Consider the following 18,597-nt stretch of genomic DNA (forward strand, 5'->3'; position numbering starts at 1 on the left):
GGCCACGATCCACGGTGACCTTGCCAAGCTCAGCGACTGCAACTTAACCCGGCCAAAACGAAAAAGCAACTGGCAAAATCTTTCACTGTCAACCCCAAAACGGACTCCATACGGGACAGCATGGGACTCTCATTCATCTTGTATCTGCTAGCGGTCATTTTTGTCCTGATAGGCATCGCCGGCATCATCCTGCCGGCCCTCCCGGGCATCCCGCTGGTGTTCATCGGACTGCTGCTGGCCGCCTGGGCCGACGGCTTCGCCCACGTCGGCTGGCCCACCCTGGTCGCGCTCGGGGTACTGACCCTGCTTTCGCTGCTGGTGGACGTGCTGGCCACGGTTGTCGGCGCGCAGCGTGTCGGCGCCAGCCGCAAGGCGCTGTGGGGAACCTTCGTCGGCAGCATCGTCGGCCTGTTCTTCATGCCCATCGGCCTGTTCGCGGGACCGCTGGTCGGTGCCCTGCTCGGCGAGTACTGGCACACCCGCGAACTCGGCCGCTCAACCAAGGTCGGCCTGGCCACCTGGCTCGGCATCCTGCTTGGCCTGGCACTGAAACTGGCGGTTGTGATCGCGATGCTGGGCCTGTTCGCGTTCGCCTGGTTCTTCTGAGCCACCTGGCCTTCACGCCACGCGCACGCTGTGACCGTGCATAAACCATGGGGCTGGCCGCGATCCGGCACAGCCGCCACACTGTGTGATTCCCGAATTCATCGAAGGGCCTGCTGCAATGACCCTCCCCACGCTGTTTCCCCGTCTGGCGCCGCTGGCGCTTGCCCTGGCCAGTGCACCGCTGGCTGCGCAGGAGTTCGCGCCTACCGCCGATGCCTCACCGGCCGCCTGCGCGGCAATTACCACCGACGCGGCCCGGCTGGCCTGCTATGACCGCCTGTTCGGGCATACCCCGGAGGCTACCGCCGCCGCTGATGCTGCCGCCGAAGCGGCTGCGCAGGCCCGCCGCGAAGAACGGCAGACCGCGCGCGTGAGCCAGGGCGAGGAAAAGCTGCGCGAGCGGGTGAGCGACCTGTTCCGCCCGGCGACGCCGGACAGCGCGCTGGCCAACGCCGGCCGCGGTTCGCTGCTGGACAGCCGCTGGGAACTGGCCGAGGACTCCAAGCTGGGGCCGTTCCAACTGCGCGCCTACAAGCCGGTGTACCTGCTGCCCGCCTTCTGGACCAGCGATCGCAACACCATGCCGCACTCGCCGAACCCGGCCAACAGCGTGACCACTCCGCAGGTACTCGACAGTGCCGAGCTGAAGTTCCAGATCAGCTTCAAGACCAAGATCGTCGAGAACCTGTTCGGCGACAACGGCGACATCTGGGCCGGCTACACCCAGAGTTCGCGCTGGCAGGCTTACAACGGCGAGGATTCGCGCCCGTTCCGCGAAACCAATTACGAGCCGGAAGTGATGATGGTGTTCCGCAACGGCTACTCGATCGGTGGCTGGCGCGGGCGCATGACCGGCATCGCGCTGAACCACCAGTCCAATGGCCGCGCCGACCCGCTGTCACGCAGCTGGAACCGGGTCATGCTCAACATCGGCCTGGACCGCGAGAACTGGGCGCTGGTGCTGCGTCCCTGGTACCGCATTCCCGAAAGCCGCAGCGAAGACAACAATCCGGACATCGAGGATTACATGGGTCGCGGCGACGCCACCCTGACCTGGAACCGCAATGGGCATGAGGTCTCGCTGATGGCGCGCCATTCACTGCGCACCGGAAGCCGTTCGCACGGTGCGCTGCAGCTGGACTACGGCTTCCCGATCAGCAACCTGCTGCGTGGCCATGTGCAGGTCTTCGACGGCTACGGCGAAAGCCTGATCGACTACAACCACAAGGCCACCTATGTGGGTGTGGGCGTGTCTCTGCTGGAGTGGTTCTGATGGACGTGACGATCTGGCACAACCCGGCCTGCAGCAACTCGCGCGGCGCACTGAAGCTGATCCGCGATGCGGGCTTCGAGCCGGTGGTGATCGACTACCTGGGCAACCCGCCGGACGCAGCCACGCTGCGCCAGGTACTGGCCGAATCCCGGCTGCACGCACAGGAACTGGTACGCAGCAAGGAGGCGCTGTTCGCCGAACTGGGCCTGGACGGCGCCGACGACGCCACGCTGCTGGCGGCGATGAGCGAACACCCCCGTTTGATCAATCGCCCCGTGGTGCGCACGGCCAAGGGCACGCGGCTGTGCCGCCCACCGGAAACAGTGCTGGAGATCCTGTAACCCGAAAAAGGGGACGGAGGGAATTAAGTCGTTTGTGCACAAACGACTTAATTCCCTCCGTCCCCTTTTTTGGTTACCGCCAGTCGGTGATGCCTTCGCGGCGGTAGACCTCGGCGAACGCCGGACGCGCCTTCATCGAGGTGGCATGCGCCTTGAGCACCGGCCAGGTGTCACTGGGCCTGGGCATGTTGCGCGACCAGCGCATCAGCATCACCAGCATGTAGTCGACCACGCAGGGCGTGGCGCCCAGCAGGTACGGGCCGTGCGCCTGCAGGTGAGCGGCAACGTGCTGCCAGGCCGCTTCGAGCCGCTGACGCGCCCTCTCGCGGCTGGCCTCGACGTTCGCCTGGCCGGCCATTTCATGCGGATAGAACCAGGCCCGATAGGCCGGCTGCAGCGTATTGGCACACCAGAACATCCAGCGGTAGGCATCGCCACGCTGCGGCGTGCCCGGCACCGGGAGCAGGCCGGCCTCCGGGTGGCGATCGGCCAGGTACAGGGCGATGGCCGCCGCTTCGGTCAGTACCAGGCCATCGATCAACAGTGTCGGCACCACACCGGCCGGATTGAGCGCCAGGTACTGCGCCGACTTGTGCTCGCGCGCGTCGAAATCCAGCAGCACCAGTTCATGCTCGATGCCGAGCTCGATCAGCAGCCAGTGCACGACCAGCGCGGCGGTACTGGTCGAACCATACAGCGTGGTGCTCATGCGGAAGATCCTGTGCGGGTGGATCAGCCGATTATGCGCCCACGCGCGCGATCATTGCTCAGCCGCAGCTGCTCATGCAGGAATCCCGGCGCTCGCCACAGGACATCATCGGCGCGCGCATCGCGCAGTCGTGCGTCTTCAGTTCGCAGGCACGGCGCAGGTCCGGATTGTCCACGTCCTTGCAGCGCTTGTCCGGCGCCGGCACCACCTGCTGCTCGCAGTTGCTCTGGCGGCTGCCGAGGGAGTCATTCTGCGCCATGCAGCTGCGATAGCCGGCCTGGCACTGCACGCGGCATTGCGCCGATGCCGGGAAATCCGCGCCTTCGTACGACGCCGGGGTGCTGCAACCGGCCAGGGCCAGCAGCACGCCTACCACGATGAACCGATGCAGGGCCATGGACACGTCCTGTGCGAGGGTGTTCCGACCGTAGCAGAACAACCGCTACCGGAACATCAATATTTTTGCCCACACAACAACGGCGCCACAGGGGCGCCGTTGTCTGGTCCGGGATGGAGGGCTTACTCCACAACCACCGGAATCTTGCCGATGCGGGCCTGCCATTCGCGCGGGCCGGTCTTGTGCACCGATTCGCCGGTGGAATCCACCGCCACGGTCACGGGCATGTCCTGCACGGTGAACTCGTAGATCGCTTCCATGCCCAGGTCGGCGAAACCAACGACCTTGGCCGCCTTGATCGCCTTGGACACCAGGTAGGCCGAACCACCAACGGCCATCAGGTAGGCCGACTTGTGCTTCCTGATCGCCTCGATGGCGGCCGGGCCGCGCTCGGCCTTGCCGACCATGCCCAGCAGGCCGGTCTGCGCCAGCACCTGCTCGGTGAACTTGTCCATGCGGGTCGCCGTGGTCGGGCCGGCCGGGCCCACCACTTCGTCGCGCACCGGATCGACCGGGCCGACGTAATAGATGAAGCGGCCCTTCAGGTCGACCGGCAGTTCCTCGCCCTTGTTGAGCATGTCGACCATGCGCTTGTGCGCGGCATCGCGGCCGGTCAGCAGCTTGCCGTTGAGCAGCAGGGTCTGGCCCGGCTTCCAGCTGGCCACGTCTTCCGGGGTGATCGTGTCCAGGTCCACCCGGGTGCCCTTGGACGCGTCATAGGTCAGCTTCGGCCAGTCTTCCAGCGACGGCGGGTCCAGCATCACCGGGCCACTGCCATCCAGGGTGAAGTGCGCATGGCGGGTTGCGGCGCAGTTCGGGATCATCGCCACCGGCAGGTTGGCCGCATGGGTCGGATAGTCGTTGATCTTGATGTCCAGCACAGTGGTCAGGCCGCCCAGGCCCTGCGCGCCGATGCCCAGCGCATTGACCTTCTCATACAACTCCAGGCGCAGCTCCTCGATGCGGTTGGAGGCACCACGGGCCTGCAGCTCGGTGATGTCGATCGGTTCCATCAGCGCCTCCTTGGCCAGCAGCATCGCCTTCTCGGCGGTGCCACCGATGCCGATGCCGAGCATGCCCGGCGGGCACCAGCCGGCGCCCATGGTCGGCACGGTCTTCAGCACCCAGTCGACGATGGAGTCGGACGGGTTGAGCATGGCGAACTTGGTCTTCGCTTCCGAACCACCGCCCTTGGCGGCAACGATGACGTCGACCTTGTTGCCCGGCACCACCTTGACGTTGACCACGCCCGGGGTGTTGTCCTTGGTATTGATCCGCTTGCCGGCCGGATCAGCCAGCACCGAGGCGCGCAGCTTGTTGTCCGGATGCATGTAGGCGCGGCGAACGCCCTCATTGGCCATGTCTTCCACGCCCATGGTGGCGTCATCCCAACGCACGTCCATGCCGATTTCCAGGAACACGGTGACGATGCCGGTGTCCTGGCAGATCGGGCGGTGGCCTTCGGCGCACATCCGCGAATTGATCAGGATCTGGGCCATCGCTTCCTTCGCGGCCGGCGACTCCTCGCGCTCGTACGCGGCGGCGAGGTTCTTGATGTAGTCGACCGGGTGGTAGTACGAGATGTACTGCAGCGCGTCGGCGATGGACTGGATGAGGTCTTCCTGCTTGATCGATGTCACGGCTTGCTCGCTTGCTCGAGGCTGGCGGGGGTAATCCGCCCATTTTACCCCCTCCCCCGGCCCCGGGGTGGTCGTGCTGGCCGCTGGCCGGCAAGATTCCCCCGACGCTCTGTCACGCCACGCGCCACTGCGGCGTCCTTGCCCACATGAACGCCGAAACCGTTTTCCAGACCCACCGCCCGCGCCTGATGGCGCTGGCCTATCGCCTGCTCGGCAGCCGCGCCGACGCCGAAGACGTGGTCCAGGACGCCTGGCTGCGCTGGTCCGGCGCCGATCCTGCCGGCGTCCGCGATGCAGAGGCCTGGCTGGTCACCACCACCACCCGGCTCGGCCTGGACCGGCTGCGAGCGGCCAGGCGCGAGCGTGTCCACTATGTCGGCCCATGGCTGGCCGAACCGCTGGCCGTCACCCTGGAGCCGGACCCGGCGCCCGGTCCGGCCCAGCTGCATGCGCTGGCCAACGACGTCTCGGTCGCCTTCCTGACCCTGCTCGAACAGCTCGGCCCCGAGGAACGCGCCGCGTTCCTGCTGAAGGAGGCCTTTGACCACGACTACCGCGAAATCGCCGACCTGATCGGGCACAGCGAAGCCAACTGCCGGCAACTGGTGCATCGCGCCCGGCAGCGGTTGCAGGCCGGGCGGCCGCGCTTCAACGCCGACGCCAGCCAGCACCGGCAGCTGCTGGCGCGCTTCATGGATGCCTCGCAGCGCGGCGACAGCGAGGCGATCCAGGCCCTGCTGCACGCCAACGCGCAACTGGTCTCCGACGGTGGCGGCGTGGTTACCGCCGCGATCCGCCCGCTGCTGGGCGCCGAGCGCATCGGCCGCCTGTTCTGGGCCATCGCCCGCCGCGGCGCGGTGCATCCGGCGCAGCTGGGCTACGTCAACGGCGAACCGGCGATCCTGCGCTTCCAGGGCGACCGCCTGCACTCGTTCACCACCATCGAAGTGGTCGATGGCCGCATCGCCAACGTGTACAGCGTGCTGAATCCAGAAAAATTGCCGAAGGTTGTCACGCACCGCAACGCTGCGGCGTCCTTGTGATGAAGGCGGCCATCGTGGCCGCCGTGGAGCCCACGATGTCCGATCACACCTCCCCCCGCGTCCCCTACACCCGCCTGGCCGCCGAGGCCTTCAAGGGCCTGCTGGCCACCAGCCAGGCGGTGCATGACAGCTCGATTGATCCGACCCTGATGGAACTGGTGTTCCTGCGCGTGTCGCAGCTCAACGGCTGCGGCTACTGCATGGACATGCACGGCACGGCGCTGCGCAAGGGCGGCATCGAGCCGCGCAAGCTGGACACCCTGCCCGCCTGGCACGAAAGCCGCTTCTTCGATGCGCGCGAACGTGCGGCGCTGGGCTGGGCCGAGGCGCTGACCCGGCTGACCGACGGTGCGCCGTCGCAGGCGACGTTCGATGCATTGGCGCCGCACTTCGATGAGAAGGGCATCAGTGACCTGAGCATGGGCATTGCGGTGATCAATGCCTGGAACCGGCTGGGTGCGGGGCTGCTGCCGCCGCTGCCGTAACGGGGGGCTGGCCGGGCTGCCGCCCGGCACCCGCAGAGGCAACAACCAGAGCAACATCAAAAGCCGGCGCTACTGTGGGTTGGCGGGGTGGATCAGGTCGCAGGGGACGCTGCAAGTACGTCCATGTAAGCTCGGTCGCCGCATCCATGCGGCTCACGCCCCTGCGACCTGACCCACCCCGCCTTCGATAGTTCACTGGAGCTGCTGGTAGGTGTCGACCGTGGTCGACACGGTCGATCCACGCCGTGCATGGATACGGGAGGGTCAGATCCCTTTGTGTGGCAAAGGGATCTGACCCCGGTGCCGGCCACACGGCTGCACTGACCCCATCTGCACGTATCAGGCGCGCACAATACGCGCATGCCTGCTTCCCCCACCGCTGGCGCTGCCGCCGCGAAGAAACCCAGCCTGCGCCAGCGCTTCAGGGCGATGCGCAATCTGCCCCCTTTCCTGCGCATGGTCTGGAAGACCAGTCCGGCGCTGACCCTGGCCAGCCTGGGGCTGCGCCTGATCCGTGCCCTGCTGCCGGTGGCGATGCTGTACGTCGGCAAGTTGATCATCGACAGCGCCCTGCACCTGAGCCAGCACGATGCCGGCTACCCGCCGCTGGGCGAGGCGCTGTCCAGCGGCCTGCTCAATCCACTGCTGGGCCTGCTGGCACTGGAATTCGGCCTGGCCATCGCCTCGGACCTGCTCGGCCGGCTGGTCAGCTACGCCGACGCTCTGCTTTCCGAACTGTTCGCCAACGCCACCAGCATCCGCCTGATGGAACACGCCGCGACGCTGGACCTGGAGGATTTCGAAGACCCGGACCTGCAGGACAAGCTGGACCGTGCGCGGCGCCAGACCATGGGCCGGATGAACCTGATGAGCCAGCTGTTCGGCCAGGTGCAGGACGCGATCACCGTGGCCAGCCTCGCCGTCGGCCTGCTGGTCTACGCGCCGTGGCTGATCCTGCTGCTGGCGCTGGCACTGGTGCCGGCCTTCATCGGCGAATCGCACTTCAACGCGGCCGGCTACAGCCTCAACTTCCAGTGGACGCCCGAGCGCCGCCAGCTCGACTACCTGCGCCAGCTGGGCGCCAGCGTGGAAACGGCCAAGGAAGTGAAGATCTACAACCTGCACCGCTTCCTGGTGGAGCGCTACCGGCGCCTGTCGGTGGCATTGTTCCAGGCCAACCGCGCCCTGGCACGGCGCCGCGCGTTCTGGGGCACGCTGCTGGCTGCGCTGGGCACGCTGGGGTATTACACCGCCTACGCCTACATCGCATGGCGCACGGTGCGCGGGGACTTCTCGATCGGCGACCTGACCTTCCTCGCCGGCAGCTTCCTGCGCCTGCGCCAGCTGCTGGAAGGCCTGCTGATCGGCTTCTCGCAGGTGGCCAGCCAGGCGCTGTACCTGGATGACCTGTTCTCGTTCTTCCAGATCCAGCCGGAAATCCACTCGCGCGATGGGGCCGTGCGCGTGCCGCAACCGATCCGCCAGGGCTTCGTATTCGAGAACGTCGGCTTCCGCTACCCCGATGCCGAACAGTGGGCGGTGCGCCATCTGGATTTCCAGCTGCACGCCGGCGAAGTGCTGGCCCTGGTCGGCGAGAACGGCGCCGGCAAGACCACCCTGGTGAAGCTGCTGGCGCGGCTGTACGAACCGGACGAAGGCCGCATCCTGCTCGACGGCCGCGACCTGCGCGATTACGACCTGGATGACCTGCGCGCCAACCTCGGGGTGATCTTCCAGGACTTCGTGCGCTACAACCTCAGCGCCGGCGAGAACATCGGCGTCGGCCAAGTCGAGGCGATGGACGACCAGGCACGCATCGCTGACGCGGCGCGACGCGGCATGGCCGAGGAAGTCATCGACGACCTGCCCGGCGGCTATGACCAGCAGATCGGCCGCCGCTTCAAGCAGGGCGTGGACCTGTCCGGTGGCCAATGGCAGAAGATCGCCATTGCCCGCGCATGGATGCGCAATGCGCAGGTGATGATCCTGGATGAGCCAACGGCAGCGCTGGATGCCCGCAGTGAGTTCGAGGTGTTCCAGCGGTTCAGGGAACTGGCGGATAATCGCACCGCAGTACTGATTTCCCACCGTTTTTCCTCGGTACGCATGGCCGACCGCATCCTGGTGCTGGCCGATGGCCGGATCGAGGCCAGCGGCACCCATGCGCAGCTGATGGCGCAGGGCGGCCGCTATGCCGAGCTGTTCGAGCTGCAGGCGGCGGGTTACCGCTGAGAACGCCTCTCGTTCCGCCCAATGAGAACTTGTCTCATTTGAGATAGAATCACCCCGACGACTTTCGATAGATACGCCCATGTCCTCCGCTTTCGGCGCCGAAACGGTGCTTGAGGTCCGTCACTGGACCGATGCCTACTTCAGCTTCACCACCACCCGCGACAGCGGTTTCCGCTTCGAGAACGGCCAGTTCGTGATGATCGGCCTGGAAACCGAGGCGCGACCGCTGCTGCGCGCCTATTCCATTGCCAGTGCCAACTGGGAAGAACAACTGGAGTTCTTCAGCATCAAGGTGCAGGACGGCCCGCTGACCTCGCGCCTGCAGCACATCAAGCCGGGCGACAAGGTACTGGTCGGCAAGAAGCCCACCGGCACCCTGCTGATCAGCGACCTGCATCCCGGCAGGAACCTGTACCTGCTGGGCACCGGCACCGGCCTGGCGCCGTGGCTGTCGGTCATCAAGGACCCGGAAACCTACGAGCGCTTCGAGAAGGTGATCCTCTGCCACGGCGTGCGCTACGAGAAGGACCTGGCCTATCGCGATTACTTCGAGAAGGAACTGCGTGAGCACGAGTTCCTCGGCGAAATGATCGGCGACAAGCTGCTGTACTACCCGGCCGTCACCCGCGAGCCGTTCGCCAACCAGGGCCGCCTGACCCAGCTGATGGAGAGCGGCGAGATGCAGCGCACCCTCGGCCTGCCGGAACTGAGCCCGGAAAACGACCGCGCGATGATCTGCGGCAGCCCGCAGATGCTGGCCGACCTTCGCACCGTGCTCGATGCCCGGGGTTTCCAGGTTTCGCCGCGCATCGGCCAACCGGGCCACTACGTGTTCGAACGCGCGTTCGTCGAGAAATAACCCATCGCATCTGTAGAGCCGAGCCCGCGCTCGGCTTGCGCGCGGCGCGCGCTCTCGGAGTCAGCCGGAAAAGCAGCCGAGCGTGGGCTTGGCTCTACAGCAGCGCTTCGATCGCGCTGCGCAACTGCTCCGGCCGGGTGGTGGGCGCATGCCGCGACACCACCTGCCCCTGGCGATCGACCAGGAACTTGCTGAAATTCCACTTGATGCGGGCACTGCCGAGCAGGCCACGCTTTTCGTGCGTCATCCAGGCCCACAACGGATCAGCGCCCTCGCCGTTGACCTCGATCTTCTCCGACAGCGGAAAGCTGACCGGATAGTCCAGCGAACAGAACTGCCGGATCTGCGCCGCGTCCCCCGGCTCCTGCGCACCGAACTGGTTGCACGGGAAGCCGATCACCACCAGGCCGCGTTCGCGGTAGTCCTGCCACAGCTGTTCCAGCCCGGTGTACTGCGGGGTGAACCCACAGCGGCTGGCAACGTTCACCAGCAGCAACGGGTGGCCCTGATAACGGGCCAGCGCCTGCGGCTGGCCGTCGAGGTCACGGAAGCTGAAATCGTAGGCGCTGGTCATGAGGGCGGGCCGTGGGCGGTGAATGCATGGTACCCGCGCCCGGAGCCGGCAACATGCCTTTTGACACAAGTGCGGGCGCCGCCGGCCGGGTTACCCTCGGGCCCTTGTTTGCCTTACCGGAGTTCCTGCCTTGACCACCCGCCTTGCCCTTGCCGTGGCCATGTCCCTCGGCCTTGCCCTGCCCGCCTTCTCGGCCGGCGCCGTCACCCCGGCTGCCAGCACCCATGCCCAGCAGGCCAATCCGTTCTTTGCCGAAAGCCCGCTGCCCCTGCATTATCCGCAGTTCGACAGGATCAAGGACAGCGACTTCGCCCCGGCCTTCGACGCCGGCATGGCGCAGCAGCTGAAGGAAGTGGAGGCCATCGCCAACAACAAGGCCAAGCCGACCTTCGACAACACCATCATCGCCCTGGAAAAGAGCGGTGACATCCTCGACCGTGCGACCACCGTGTTCTTCAGCCTGGTCGGTGCCGATACCAATGACACCCGCAAGAAGCTGCAGGCCGACTACTCGGCGAAGTTCGCCGCGCACAGCGATGCGATCGCGCTGAACGGCAAGCTGTTCGCCCGCATCCAGGCGCTGTACGACACCCGCGGCCAGCTGGGCCTGGACGCCGAAGGCGTACGCCTGGTCGAGAAGTACTACGACAACTACGTGCGCGCCGGTGCCAAGCTGTCCGAAGCCGACAAGGCCAAGCTGAAGGAGATGAACGCCGAGCTGGCCAACCTGGGTACCAAGTTCAGCCAGAACGTGCAGTCGGAAGTGAACGCTTCGGCGATCACTGTCGACGACGTCAAGGAGCTGGACGGCCTGTCCAAGGAGCAGATCGCCGCCGCCGCCGAAGCTGCCAAGGCCCGCGGCCAGGACGGCAAGTACGTGATCACCCTGCTCAACACCACCGGCCAGCCGCCGCTGACCAACCTGGCCAACCGCGCCCTGCGCCAGAAGATATACGAAGCGTCGGTCAGCCGTGGCAGCCGTGGCGGTGAGTTCGACAACACCGCGCTGGTCTCGCGCATCATGCAGCTGCGTGCCGACAAGGCCAAGCTGATGGGCTTCCCGAACTTCGCGGCCTACAACCTGACCAACCAGACCGCGAAGACCCCCGAAGCGGTCAACGCGATGCTGGGCAAGCTGGCTCCGGCCGCCGTGGCCAACGCCAAGCGCGAAGCTGCCGACCTGCAGGCGATGATCGACCAGGAACAGAAGGCGGCCGGCAAGCCGACGTTCAAGCTGGAACCGTGGGACTGGGCCTTCTACAGCGAGAAGGTGCGCCAGGCCAAGTACAACTTCGACGAGTCGCAGCTGAAGCCGTACTTCGAAATGAAGAACGTGCTGGAGAACGGCGTGTTCCATGCCGCCAACCTGGAATTCGGCCTGACCTTCAAGCAGCGCACCGACCTGCCGGTCTATCACGATGACGTCACCGTCTACGACGTGTTCGATGCCGACGGCAGCCAGCTGGCGATCTTCATCTTCGACCCGTATGCACGCGCCTCCAAGCGCGGTGGTGCGTGGATGAACTCCTACGTCTCGCAGTCCAAGCTGACCGGCTTCAAGCCGGTGGTCGCCAACCACCTGAACATCCCGAAGCCGCCGGCCGGCCAGCCGACCCTGCTGACCTGGGATGAGGTGAACACCACCTTCCACGAGTTCGGCCACGCCCTGCACGGCATGTTCTCCAACGTGAAGTACCCGTACTTCTCGGGCACCTCGGTGCCGCGTGACTTCGTCGAGTTCCCCTCGCAGGTCAACGAGATGTGGGCTGACAACCCGGTCATCCTGAAGAACTACGCCAAGCACTACCAGAACGGTTCGGCGATGCCGCAGGCGCTGCTGGACAAGGTGCTGGCGGCGGCCAAGTTCAATCAGGGCTTCGCCACCACCGAGTACCTGGGTGCGGCCATGCTGGATCAGCGCTGGCACCAGATCGGCCCGGACCAGGTGCCGGCAGCCAAGGACGTGATGGCCTTCGAGCGCGCCGCACTGGAGAAGGACGGCATCTACTACGCTCCGGTTCCGCCGCGTTACAGGACCCCGTACTTCAGTCACATCATGGGCGGCTATTCGGCCGGCTACTACGCCTACATCTGGTCGGAAGTGCTTGATGCCAACACCCAGAAGTGGTTCAAGGACAATGGCGGCCTGAGCCGCAAGAACGGCGACCACTTCCGTGCCACCCTGCTGTCCAAGGGCGGCAGCGTCGACGCGATGCAGCTGTTCCGCGATTTCGCCGGCCACGAGCCGCAGATCGAACCGCTGCTGGAAAAGCGTGGCCTGACCGGCGCCGGCAACTGATCGCCTGCGCGCTAGCGTGAAACGAAAACCGCCCGGGAGACCGGGCGGTTTTTTTGTTGTGGTTGGGGTCAGAGCCCTTTTCTGTGAAAAGGGATCTGACCCCGGGGTCTCCGACCCCGCGCTGGCTTCATCGCGGCGCCACGTACCCGCCCGGCACGCCTTCCGGCGACAGCACCAGCTGCCACAGCTGCGCATGCCGGCAGCGGAAGGTGGCCATCGACCCGGCCAGGTAGAAGCGCCACATTCGCCGGAAGTGCTCGTCGTAGTGCGCATCCAGCCGCGGCCACGCTGCTTCCACGTTGCGCCGCCATGCCTGCAGGGTCAGGTCGTAGTCGGTGCCGAAGTTGTGCCAGTCTTCCAGCACGAAACGGCCTTCGAACGCCCGGGTGATCTGCGCCGCCGACGGCAGCATTGAGTTGGGAAAGATGTAGCGCGCGATCCACGGATCGGTGCGATGCCGGGAGATGTTGGTGCCGATGGTGTGCAACAGCAGCAGGCCGCGCGGCGACAGGCAACGCTTGGCCACCTCGAAAAAGCCCGCGTAGTTCTTGTCACCGACGTGCTCGAACATGCCGATCGAGAAAATCGCATCGAACGGTTCGTCCAGCTCGCGGTAGTCCTGCAATCGGATCTCGATCGGCAGGCCCGCGCACAGGTTCCGCGCGAACTCGGCCTGCTCCTGCGAAATCGTCACGCCGACGCCACTCACACCGTAGCGCTCAGCGGCGAACTTCAGCGCTTCGCCCCAACCGCAGCCAATGTCCAGCACGCGCTGGCCCGGGCGCAGGCCCAGCTTTCGGCAGACCAGGTCGAGCTTGGCTTCCTGTGCGGCGTCGAGATCATCGGCGTTGCGCCAATAGCCGCAGCTGTAGACCAGGCGCTGGCCGAGCATGGCCTGGTAGAGATCGTTGCCCAGGTCGTAATGACGGCGCCCGACCTCGTAGCTGCCCTGCCCCGCCTGCAGGTTGAACAGGCGCGCCTTCAGCGCATCGGCCACTTCGCGCCAGCCGTGCACCCGTTCATCCAGGTGCGCCTGCATCAGGTGGGCGAGGAATTCATCCAGGACGTTCGCATCCCACCACCCTTCCATGTAGCTCTCGCCCAGGCCGAGCGAGCCTTGGCCCATGACCCGCGCGAAGAAGCGCGGGTCATGCACCTGGATGTCCTGAGGCTGGGTACCGCCGATGCGGACCCCGGCTTCGTGGAGCAGGCCGGCGACCCGCTCCTGCAACCCTGTATCCACGTCACCTCCTCGACTGCGGTCAACCGCGTGCGAACAGCTCCACGTAGTCCTTGGCCACGTGCGGCAACAGCACCGCCGCCGGTACATCGGCGGTCTGGGTGCCGTCCGAGTATGGACCCACCTGGTACGGAGGGAAAACAAAGCGCAGCGCGGTGATCTGCCCCTTGTCGTCGGTCAGTGGCTGGAACTGGCTGAAATTGTCGGCCTGCGGGCCAGTACCGTCGGCGATCATGCGCGATGCGTTGCGCAGCGATTCCTGCAGTTGGGCCGGGTCCATGTCCTCGCCGCTGAGCCGCGTGGCCACGCGTTCGCGCAGCTGGTCGGCGACGAACTCACTGATCACTTTCCAGCCCTTGGCATCGGCCACCAGCTTGTCGGCGCTGAGCATCTGCTGCTGCTGCGGCAGCCACACGAAGCGCGCCACCAGCGGTTCGCCATGGGCGCCACCGGTATAGCGGCTGCCATCAGCACTGACCACCACCAGCTGCGGCGTTTCCAGCAGCTTCTCGAAGCTCAGCGACAGCTCGTAGGGCATGGTCGGCTTGTCGTTGCCCAGCCCGTCCAGCGCCTGCTGCAGGTCGCTGCGTGCGCTGGTGGCATAGCTCTGCAGCGCGCGCGCCAGGCCGGGGTAGCGGTCGATACCCGCCGGGTAGCTGATGCCCACCACCTCACGCTCGTTGTTTTCGATCACGTCGCGCAGGTCCAGCGGCGCTTCCGTGGCTGGCGTCTCGCCGGCGGCGGTGGCTTCGGCGGCGGGCGCCGCGTCGGTCACCGGCGTCGGCTCGCTTTCACGCTGGCAACCGGCCAGCAACAGCACGCCCACCACGCCGGCCAGCACGCTGACGTGCAGTGGCCGGTTGTTTCCAATCTTCATCGGGATCCCCTGTTCATGTTTGTACATCATCGCCTGCCATGGCTGAAGCGTGGCCCGCTGGCACTCAGCCAACGAGCAGGTCGTGGTACTCCTCGTGCCGCTGCAGGAAAGCCTCGGCGTAGGAACATGCCGGCACCACCTTGTACTTCTGCTCGCGGGCGAAACGCAGTGCCACGCGGGTCAGCTCACCGGCGATGCCACGGCCGGCGATCGGCTCGGGCACCTCGGTGTGGGTGATCACCATGCGCTTGCGCTTGATCTGGTAGTCCAGCACCGCCAGCTGTCCTCGCACACGGGCGGTGAAGCGGTGGTTGGCCAGGTCGTGTTCGACCTCGTAGGCCAGACCGGGGGGCGTGACCGAAGCCATGGAACTGTCTCCTGCGGCGACTGCGTGGATGGTGCGCAGCCGGGCGCCATGATCGCGTGAAGCCTGAACAGGGGCAAGTCCAGTCCATTCACGTCAGTTTTCGCCCTCAAGCTGGAGGGTCGCCGGCCGCTATCGCCTATGGCGGGGTACGGCCAGGCTGGCACGACCCTTGCGACCGTTGATCATGCGCACCACCGTGGAGGCTCCCATGCACGCCAGCGATTCCCATTCCGATACCGACCGCGCCCTGCTGGAGGGCCTGCTGCAACTGGCGGTGGAAGGGCAGACCGAGGATCAGGATTTCCAGCGCATCGGCGAGGAAGTATTCGCCCGCCTGCTGGATACCTACGGCCACACGACCCAGGCCTGAAACCGGATACGCCGGGGCCGGATCCACAGGATCCGACCCCGGCACGCTTCAGCCGCCCAGGCGGAAGGTCGGGTTGGAGAGTTCGCGCAGGAAGTGGTTGAAGATGCTCGGCTGCATGGCCAGCATGAAGATCACGCCGAACGCCGCACCTGCCAGGTGCGCGCTGTGGTTGATGCGGTCGCCGCCGCGCTTGTCCATCCAGATGCTGTAGCCGACGTAGAACGCGGCATAGATGATCGCCGGTGCCGGGATGAAGAACACCAGGATGATCGACCACGGCTTGATCAGGATGAAGGCGAACAGCACCGCCGACACCGCACCGGATGCCCCGAGGCTGAGGTAGTTCGGGTTCTTCTGGTTCTTCAGGTAGCTGGGCAGGATCGAGACCAGCAGCGCGCCGATGTAGAACGCCGGGTAGGTCAGGTAGCTGCCGGTCAGCTGCACCATCACGCTCTCGATGAATCCCCCGAAGAAGAACAGGGTGATCATGTTGAAGATCAGGTGCGACCAGTCGGCGTGGATGAAGCCATAGGTCACCAGCCGGTCGTACTGGCGATGGCGGTCGACGGCCGGCGGCCACAGGATCAGGCGATCGGCCAGCTTGCGGTTGTTGAACGCCATCCACGACAGGATGGCGGTGATGGCGATCAACAGCAGATTGACGGGGGTCATGTCAGGCTCAGGCGCTACGGTAGTTGTCGACCATACGATAGCGTTTCGCGTACCAACCGAAGGCCAACGCCGCGACGAAGGCGAAACCGGCGAAGAAGAACATCAGGAACGCCGCTTCGCTCAGGCCCGTACTGGCAATCCTGTGGGTCACGGCATCGTTGCGCACGGCAGCGTTCGACAGCAGCACCCACAGGTTGCCGATGGTGGTGGTCAGGTTCCAGAAGCTCATCACCACACCCTTCATCGCCTGTGGCGCCTGGCTGTAGGCGAACTCCAGGCCGGTGGCCGAGACCAGCACCTCACCGAAGGTCAGCAGCGCATACGGCAGCATCTGCCAGAAGATCGACATGGCGTTGCCGCCGTCCATCACCACCTGGATGCCGCCGACCACGATCCAGGCCAGGCCGCTGAAGGCGATGCCGGCGGTCATGCGGCGCAGCGCGGTCGGCTCAAAGCCGAAGCGGCGCAGGGCCGGGTACAGCACCAGGTTGTTGAACGGAATCAGGATCATCACCAGCAGCGGGTTCAGCGCCTGCATCTGCGAGGCGGTGAACCAGCTCGGCATCTGCATCTGCTGGCCCTGCAGGACCCAGGTCGAGGCCTTCTGGTCGAACAGCGAGAAGAAAGGCGTGGTCAGCGCGAAGATCACCAGCACGCGCAGCACCGAGCGCACGCCTTCCACGGCTTCGGCCGGATGCTGGCCACGGGCGCGGTCCAGCTGCAACCAGGTACCGCCACCGATGCCGGCGAGGATGGCCACCAGCGCCAGGCACAGGCAGATCACGATGCCCAGCGAGCCGACCAGGCCGAACGAGGCCGCCGCCAGCGCCAGGCCGAGCACGGCGATCACCAGGCCCGGACGGCCCTGGCCGGCCACGCGCGTGGTCAGCGCGGTACGCACCACGTTGGCGAACGAATGCGGATCCTTCGGCGGCAGCGGCACCAGCACGTAGCGCTTGCGGCCCAGCCAGAACACGAAGGTAGCAATGAACATCAGGATGCCCGGGATACCGAACGCCCACTGCGGCCCCCAGTTCTTCAGTGCCAGCGGGATCAGCAGCGAGGCGAACAGCGAGCCGAAGTTGATGATCCAGTAGAAGGCGTCGAAGACGATCTTGGCCAGGTGCTTGTTGCTCTGGTCGAACTGGTCGCCCATGAACGAGGCCACCAGCGGCTTGATGCCACCGGCACCCAGCGCGATCAGGCCCAGGCCGAGGAAGAAGCCCTCGCGGCTGTTCTCGAACAGCGCCAGGCACAGGTGGCCGGCGCAGTAGACCAGGCTGAACCAGAGGATCGTCTGGTACTTGCCGAAGAACCTGTCGGCCAGCCAGCCACCGAGCAGCGGGAAGAAATACACGCCGATCATGAAGCTGTGCATGATGTCCTTGGCTTCACCGGCACGGCCTTCCGCAGTGATTTCCTGCAGCAGCAGCGAGGTGATCAGGAACTGCACCAGGATGTTGCGCATCCCGTAGAAACTGAACCGTTCGCAGGCCTCATTGCCGATGATGTACGGAATCTGGCGCGGCATCTTTCCTTGGCCGGCGATGGGGGCGACTGCGTCGTGGCTCATCCTGTAAGGCATTCCTGCAAAGCGAAAGGCGCAAGGTTACCGGAACCGGGGCTTGCGAAGCACGCTGCAGGGCTGCATGACAACGGTGCCAATCCGTGGCAGGCAGTGCAGGCCCTGCCGGAAGTCACGGCACCTGCACGGCAAAAGCGTAAACTTATCGTTATGCGCCCCCTCGCCCCCGCCCGCCTCCTGCTCAGCTGCCTTGCGCTGTTGCTGGCATTGCAGGCGCAGGCACGACCACAGGCGCCGGCCGCCGTTGCCAGTGAGAGCGAACCTCGGCAGCTGACGGTAGCCGCGCTGGAGCTGCCCAGCCGCGATGACGCGCAATGGAAGCAGCGCCGCGAGCAGGTCGCACAACTGCTGACCGACCTGCAGCCGGACGTGATCTCGGTGCAGCAGGTGCTGCAGCAGCAAGGCCGCAACCCGGCCTGCTGGCTGGCCAGCCGGCTGCGCTACAGCTGCGACTTCGTCACCGCCGACCCACCCAGCCAGCCACTGCGCCATGGCAACGCCATGCTGACCCGGCTGCCGGTGAGCGAGGACGGCGTGACCCTGCTGCATCCTCCCGGCACCTTCAGTGCGGCCGGCATGATGCGGCTGAAGCTGGGCGAGGCGCTGGTCAACATCTATGTGGCGCGGCTGCGCCCGGACCCGGACGAGGCCACTGCCCGCCAACACCAGACCAGCGACCTGATGACCTGGATCGGCGCCACCGCCGAAGGCATGCCGAGCCTGATCGCGGGCGACTTTTCGGCCAGCACGGTGGAGCTGGTGCGGAGCACGCCCGGCTTCCAGCCGGCACGGCGCAATCCCGGCGGCCGCCCCGAGCCGCCTGCGGCCAGTGGCGGCGGCGCCAGTGGCCACGGCTTGGACGTGCTGTTCCAGGTCAAGCACTTCGGCGGCATCCGCCAGCAGCCGATCCTGCTGCCCGCCGACGGCGACCTGCCCGGACTGCGCCTGGGCGTGTTGGCAACCCTGCGCCTGCAGGACGCTACGGCCACGGCGGAATAGGTCGTGCCGGGATCCTGCAACAGAAAAGG

General features: G+C 65.9%; 19 protein-coding genes. 10 read left to right on the plus strand and 9 right to left on the minus strand.

The window, feature by feature from the left end; translation table 11 throughout:
- Nucleotides 1-120: 120 nt before the first annotated feature.
- The 3 genes from AC5P8U_RS00770 (at nt 121) to arsC (ending at nt 2,220) form a co-directional block, all read left to right on the plus strand.
- Entirely contained in the window at nt 121-606 is a 486-nt protein-coding gene (locus AC5P8U_RS00770) for a DUF456 domain-containing protein (protein ID WP_032958895.1), read from the plus strand.
- A 118-nt stretch (nt 607-724) separates the two neighbouring features.
- Entirely contained in the window at nt 725-1,879 is a 1,155-nt protein-coding gene (locus tag AC5P8U_RS00775) for a phospholipase A (protein ID WP_088496680.1), read from the plus strand.
- Nucleotides 1,879-2,220, plus strand: coding sequence for an arsenate reductase (glutaredoxin) (gene arsC, locus AC5P8U_RS00780; RefSeq protein WP_061477988.1), 342 nt, complete (start codon nt 1,879-1,881; stop codon nt 2,218-2,220). Before AC5P8U_RS00775 ends, arsC begins: the two co-directional genes overlap by 1 nt.
- A 73-nt stretch (nt 2,221-2,293) precedes the next feature.
- Here the strand turns inward: arsC and AC5P8U_RS00785 are convergent, their stop codons facing one another.
- The 3 genes from AC5P8U_RS00785 to AC5P8U_RS00795 form a co-directional block, all read right to left on the minus strand.
- Complete coding sequence (locus tag AC5P8U_RS00785; protein ID WP_005417555.1) at nt 2,294-2,929, minus strand: glutathione S-transferase family protein; 636 nt, start codon at nt 2,927-2,929, stop codon at nt 2,294-2,296.
- A 58-nt stretch (nt 2,930-2,987) separates the two neighbouring features.
- Nucleotides 2,988-3,326: a hypothetical protein gene (locus AC5P8U_RS00790; RefSeq protein WP_005417563.1), complete on the minus strand. Its 339-nt coding sequence runs from the start codon at nt 3,324-3,326 to the stop codon at nt 2,988-2,990.
- A gap of 122 nt (nt 3,327-3,448) precedes the next feature.
- Nucleotides 3,449-4,966: a fumarate hydratase gene (locus AC5P8U_RS00795; RefSeq protein ID WP_005417564.1), complete on the minus strand. Its 1,518-nt coding sequence runs from the start codon at nt 4,964-4,966 to the stop codon at nt 3,449-3,451.
- A 146-nt stretch (nt 4,967-5,112) separates the two neighbouring features.
- Between AC5P8U_RS00795 and AC5P8U_RS00800 the strand changes: the two genes are divergently transcribed.
- The 4 genes from AC5P8U_RS00800 to AC5P8U_RS00815 all read left to right on the plus strand — a co-directional run bounded on the left by AC5P8U_RS00800 (nt 5,113) and on the right by AC5P8U_RS00815 (nt 9,585).
- Nucleotides 5,113-6,009 carry an RNA polymerase sigma-70 factor gene (locus AC5P8U_RS00800; RefSeq protein ID WP_447897373.1) on the plus strand — a complete coding sequence of 299 codons (897 nt, stop codon included), beginning with the start codon at nt 5,113-5,115 and terminating at the stop codon, nt 6,007-6,009.
- 35 nt (nt 6,010-6,044) lie between these two features.
- Nucleotides 6,045-6,494, plus strand: a complete 450-nt coding sequence (locus tag AC5P8U_RS00805) for a carboxymuconolactone decarboxylase family protein (RefSeq protein ID WP_151355321.1) — start codon at nt 6,045-6,047, stop codon at nt 6,492-6,494.
- Between the two features lie 360 nt (nt 6,495-6,854).
- Complete coding sequence (locus tag AC5P8U_RS00810) at nt 6,855-8,726, plus strand: ABC transporter ATP-binding protein (protein ID WP_151355322.1); 1,872 nt, start codon at nt 6,855-6,857, stop codon at nt 8,724-8,726.
- 79 nt (nt 8,727-8,805) lie between these two features.
- Nucleotides 8,806-9,585: a ferredoxin--NADP reductase gene (locus tag AC5P8U_RS00815; RefSeq protein WP_049439380.1), complete on the plus strand. Its 780-nt coding sequence runs from the start codon at nt 8,806-8,808 to the stop codon at nt 9,583-9,585.
- Between the two features lie 94 nt (nt 9,586-9,679).
- On the opposite strand, the gene AC5P8U_RS00820 is transcribed toward AC5P8U_RS00815, so the two are convergent.
- Complete coding sequence (locus tag AC5P8U_RS00820; protein WP_053497833.1) at nt 9,680-10,159, minus strand: glutathione peroxidase; 480 nt, start codon at nt 10,157-10,159, stop codon at nt 9,680-9,682.
- 130 nt (nt 10,160-10,289) lie between these two features.
- Here AC5P8U_RS00820 and AC5P8U_RS00825 point away from each other — a divergent pair, with 130 nt between their 5' ends.
- Entirely contained in the window at nt 10,290-12,458 is a 2,169-nt protein-coding gene (locus tag AC5P8U_RS00825) for a M3 family metallopeptidase (RefSeq protein WP_353080284.1), read from the plus strand.
- Nucleotides 12,459-12,585: 127 nt separating this feature from the next.
- Here the strand turns inward: AC5P8U_RS00825 and cfa are convergent, their stop codons facing one another.
- The 3 genes from cfa to AC5P8U_RS00840 are packed head-to-tail and all read right to left on the minus strand — an operon-like array spanning nt 12,586 to nt 14,942.
- Entirely contained in the window at nt 12,586-13,701 is a 1,116-nt protein-coding gene (cfa, locus tag AC5P8U_RS00830; RefSeq protein WP_072168359.1) for a cyclopropane fatty acyl phospholipid synthase, read from the minus strand.
- A 19-nt stretch (nt 13,702-13,720) separates the two neighbouring features.
- A complete protein-coding gene (locus tag AC5P8U_RS00835; RefSeq protein WP_088496687.1) occupies nt 13,721-14,602 on the minus strand; it encodes a DUF3298 and DUF4163 domain-containing protein in 882 nt (293 codons plus the stop codon).
- 37 nt (nt 14,603-14,639) lie between these two features.
- Nucleotides 14,640-14,942 carry a GNAT family N-acetyltransferase gene (locus tag AC5P8U_RS00840; RefSeq protein ID WP_005417588.1) on the minus strand — a complete coding sequence of 101 codons (303 nt, stop codon included), beginning with the start codon at nt 14,940-14,942 and terminating at the stop codon, nt 14,640-14,642.
- A 208-nt stretch (nt 14,943-15,150) separates the two neighbouring features.
- Between AC5P8U_RS00840 and AC5P8U_RS00845 the strand changes: the two genes are divergently transcribed.
- Nucleotides 15,151-15,312 carry a hypothetical protein gene (locus AC5P8U_RS00845; RefSeq protein ID WP_162911592.1) on the plus strand — a complete coding sequence of 54 codons (162 nt, stop codon included), beginning with the start codon at nt 15,151-15,153 and terminating at the stop codon, nt 15,310-15,312.
- 48 nt (nt 15,313-15,360) lie between these two features.
- Here AC5P8U_RS00845 and AC5P8U_RS00850 read toward each other — a convergent pair whose 3' ends face one another.
- Nucleotides 15,361-15,984, minus strand: coding sequence for a rhomboid family intramembrane serine protease (locus AC5P8U_RS00850; protein ID WP_005417591.1), 624 nt, complete (start codon nt 15,982-15,984; stop codon nt 15,361-15,363).
- 7 nt (nt 15,985-15,991) lie between these two features.
- Entirely contained in the window at nt 15,992-17,557 is a 1,566-nt protein-coding gene (locus AC5P8U_RS00855) for a POT-type proton-dependent oligopeptide transporter (RefSeq protein ID WP_439426295.1), read from the minus strand.
- A 162-nt stretch (nt 17,558-17,719) separates the two neighbouring features.
- Between AC5P8U_RS00855 and AC5P8U_RS00860 the strand changes: the two genes are divergently transcribed.
- Nucleotides 17,720-18,568 carry an endonuclease/exonuclease/phosphatase family protein gene (locus tag AC5P8U_RS00860; protein WP_072168362.1) on the plus strand — a complete coding sequence of 283 codons (849 nt, stop codon included), beginning with the start codon at nt 17,720-17,722 and terminating at the stop codon, nt 18,566-18,568.
- Nucleotides 18,569-18,597 lie beyond the last annotated feature (29 nt).

The organism is Stenotrophomonas sp. YJH_SMC_81 (assembly GCF_059370875.1).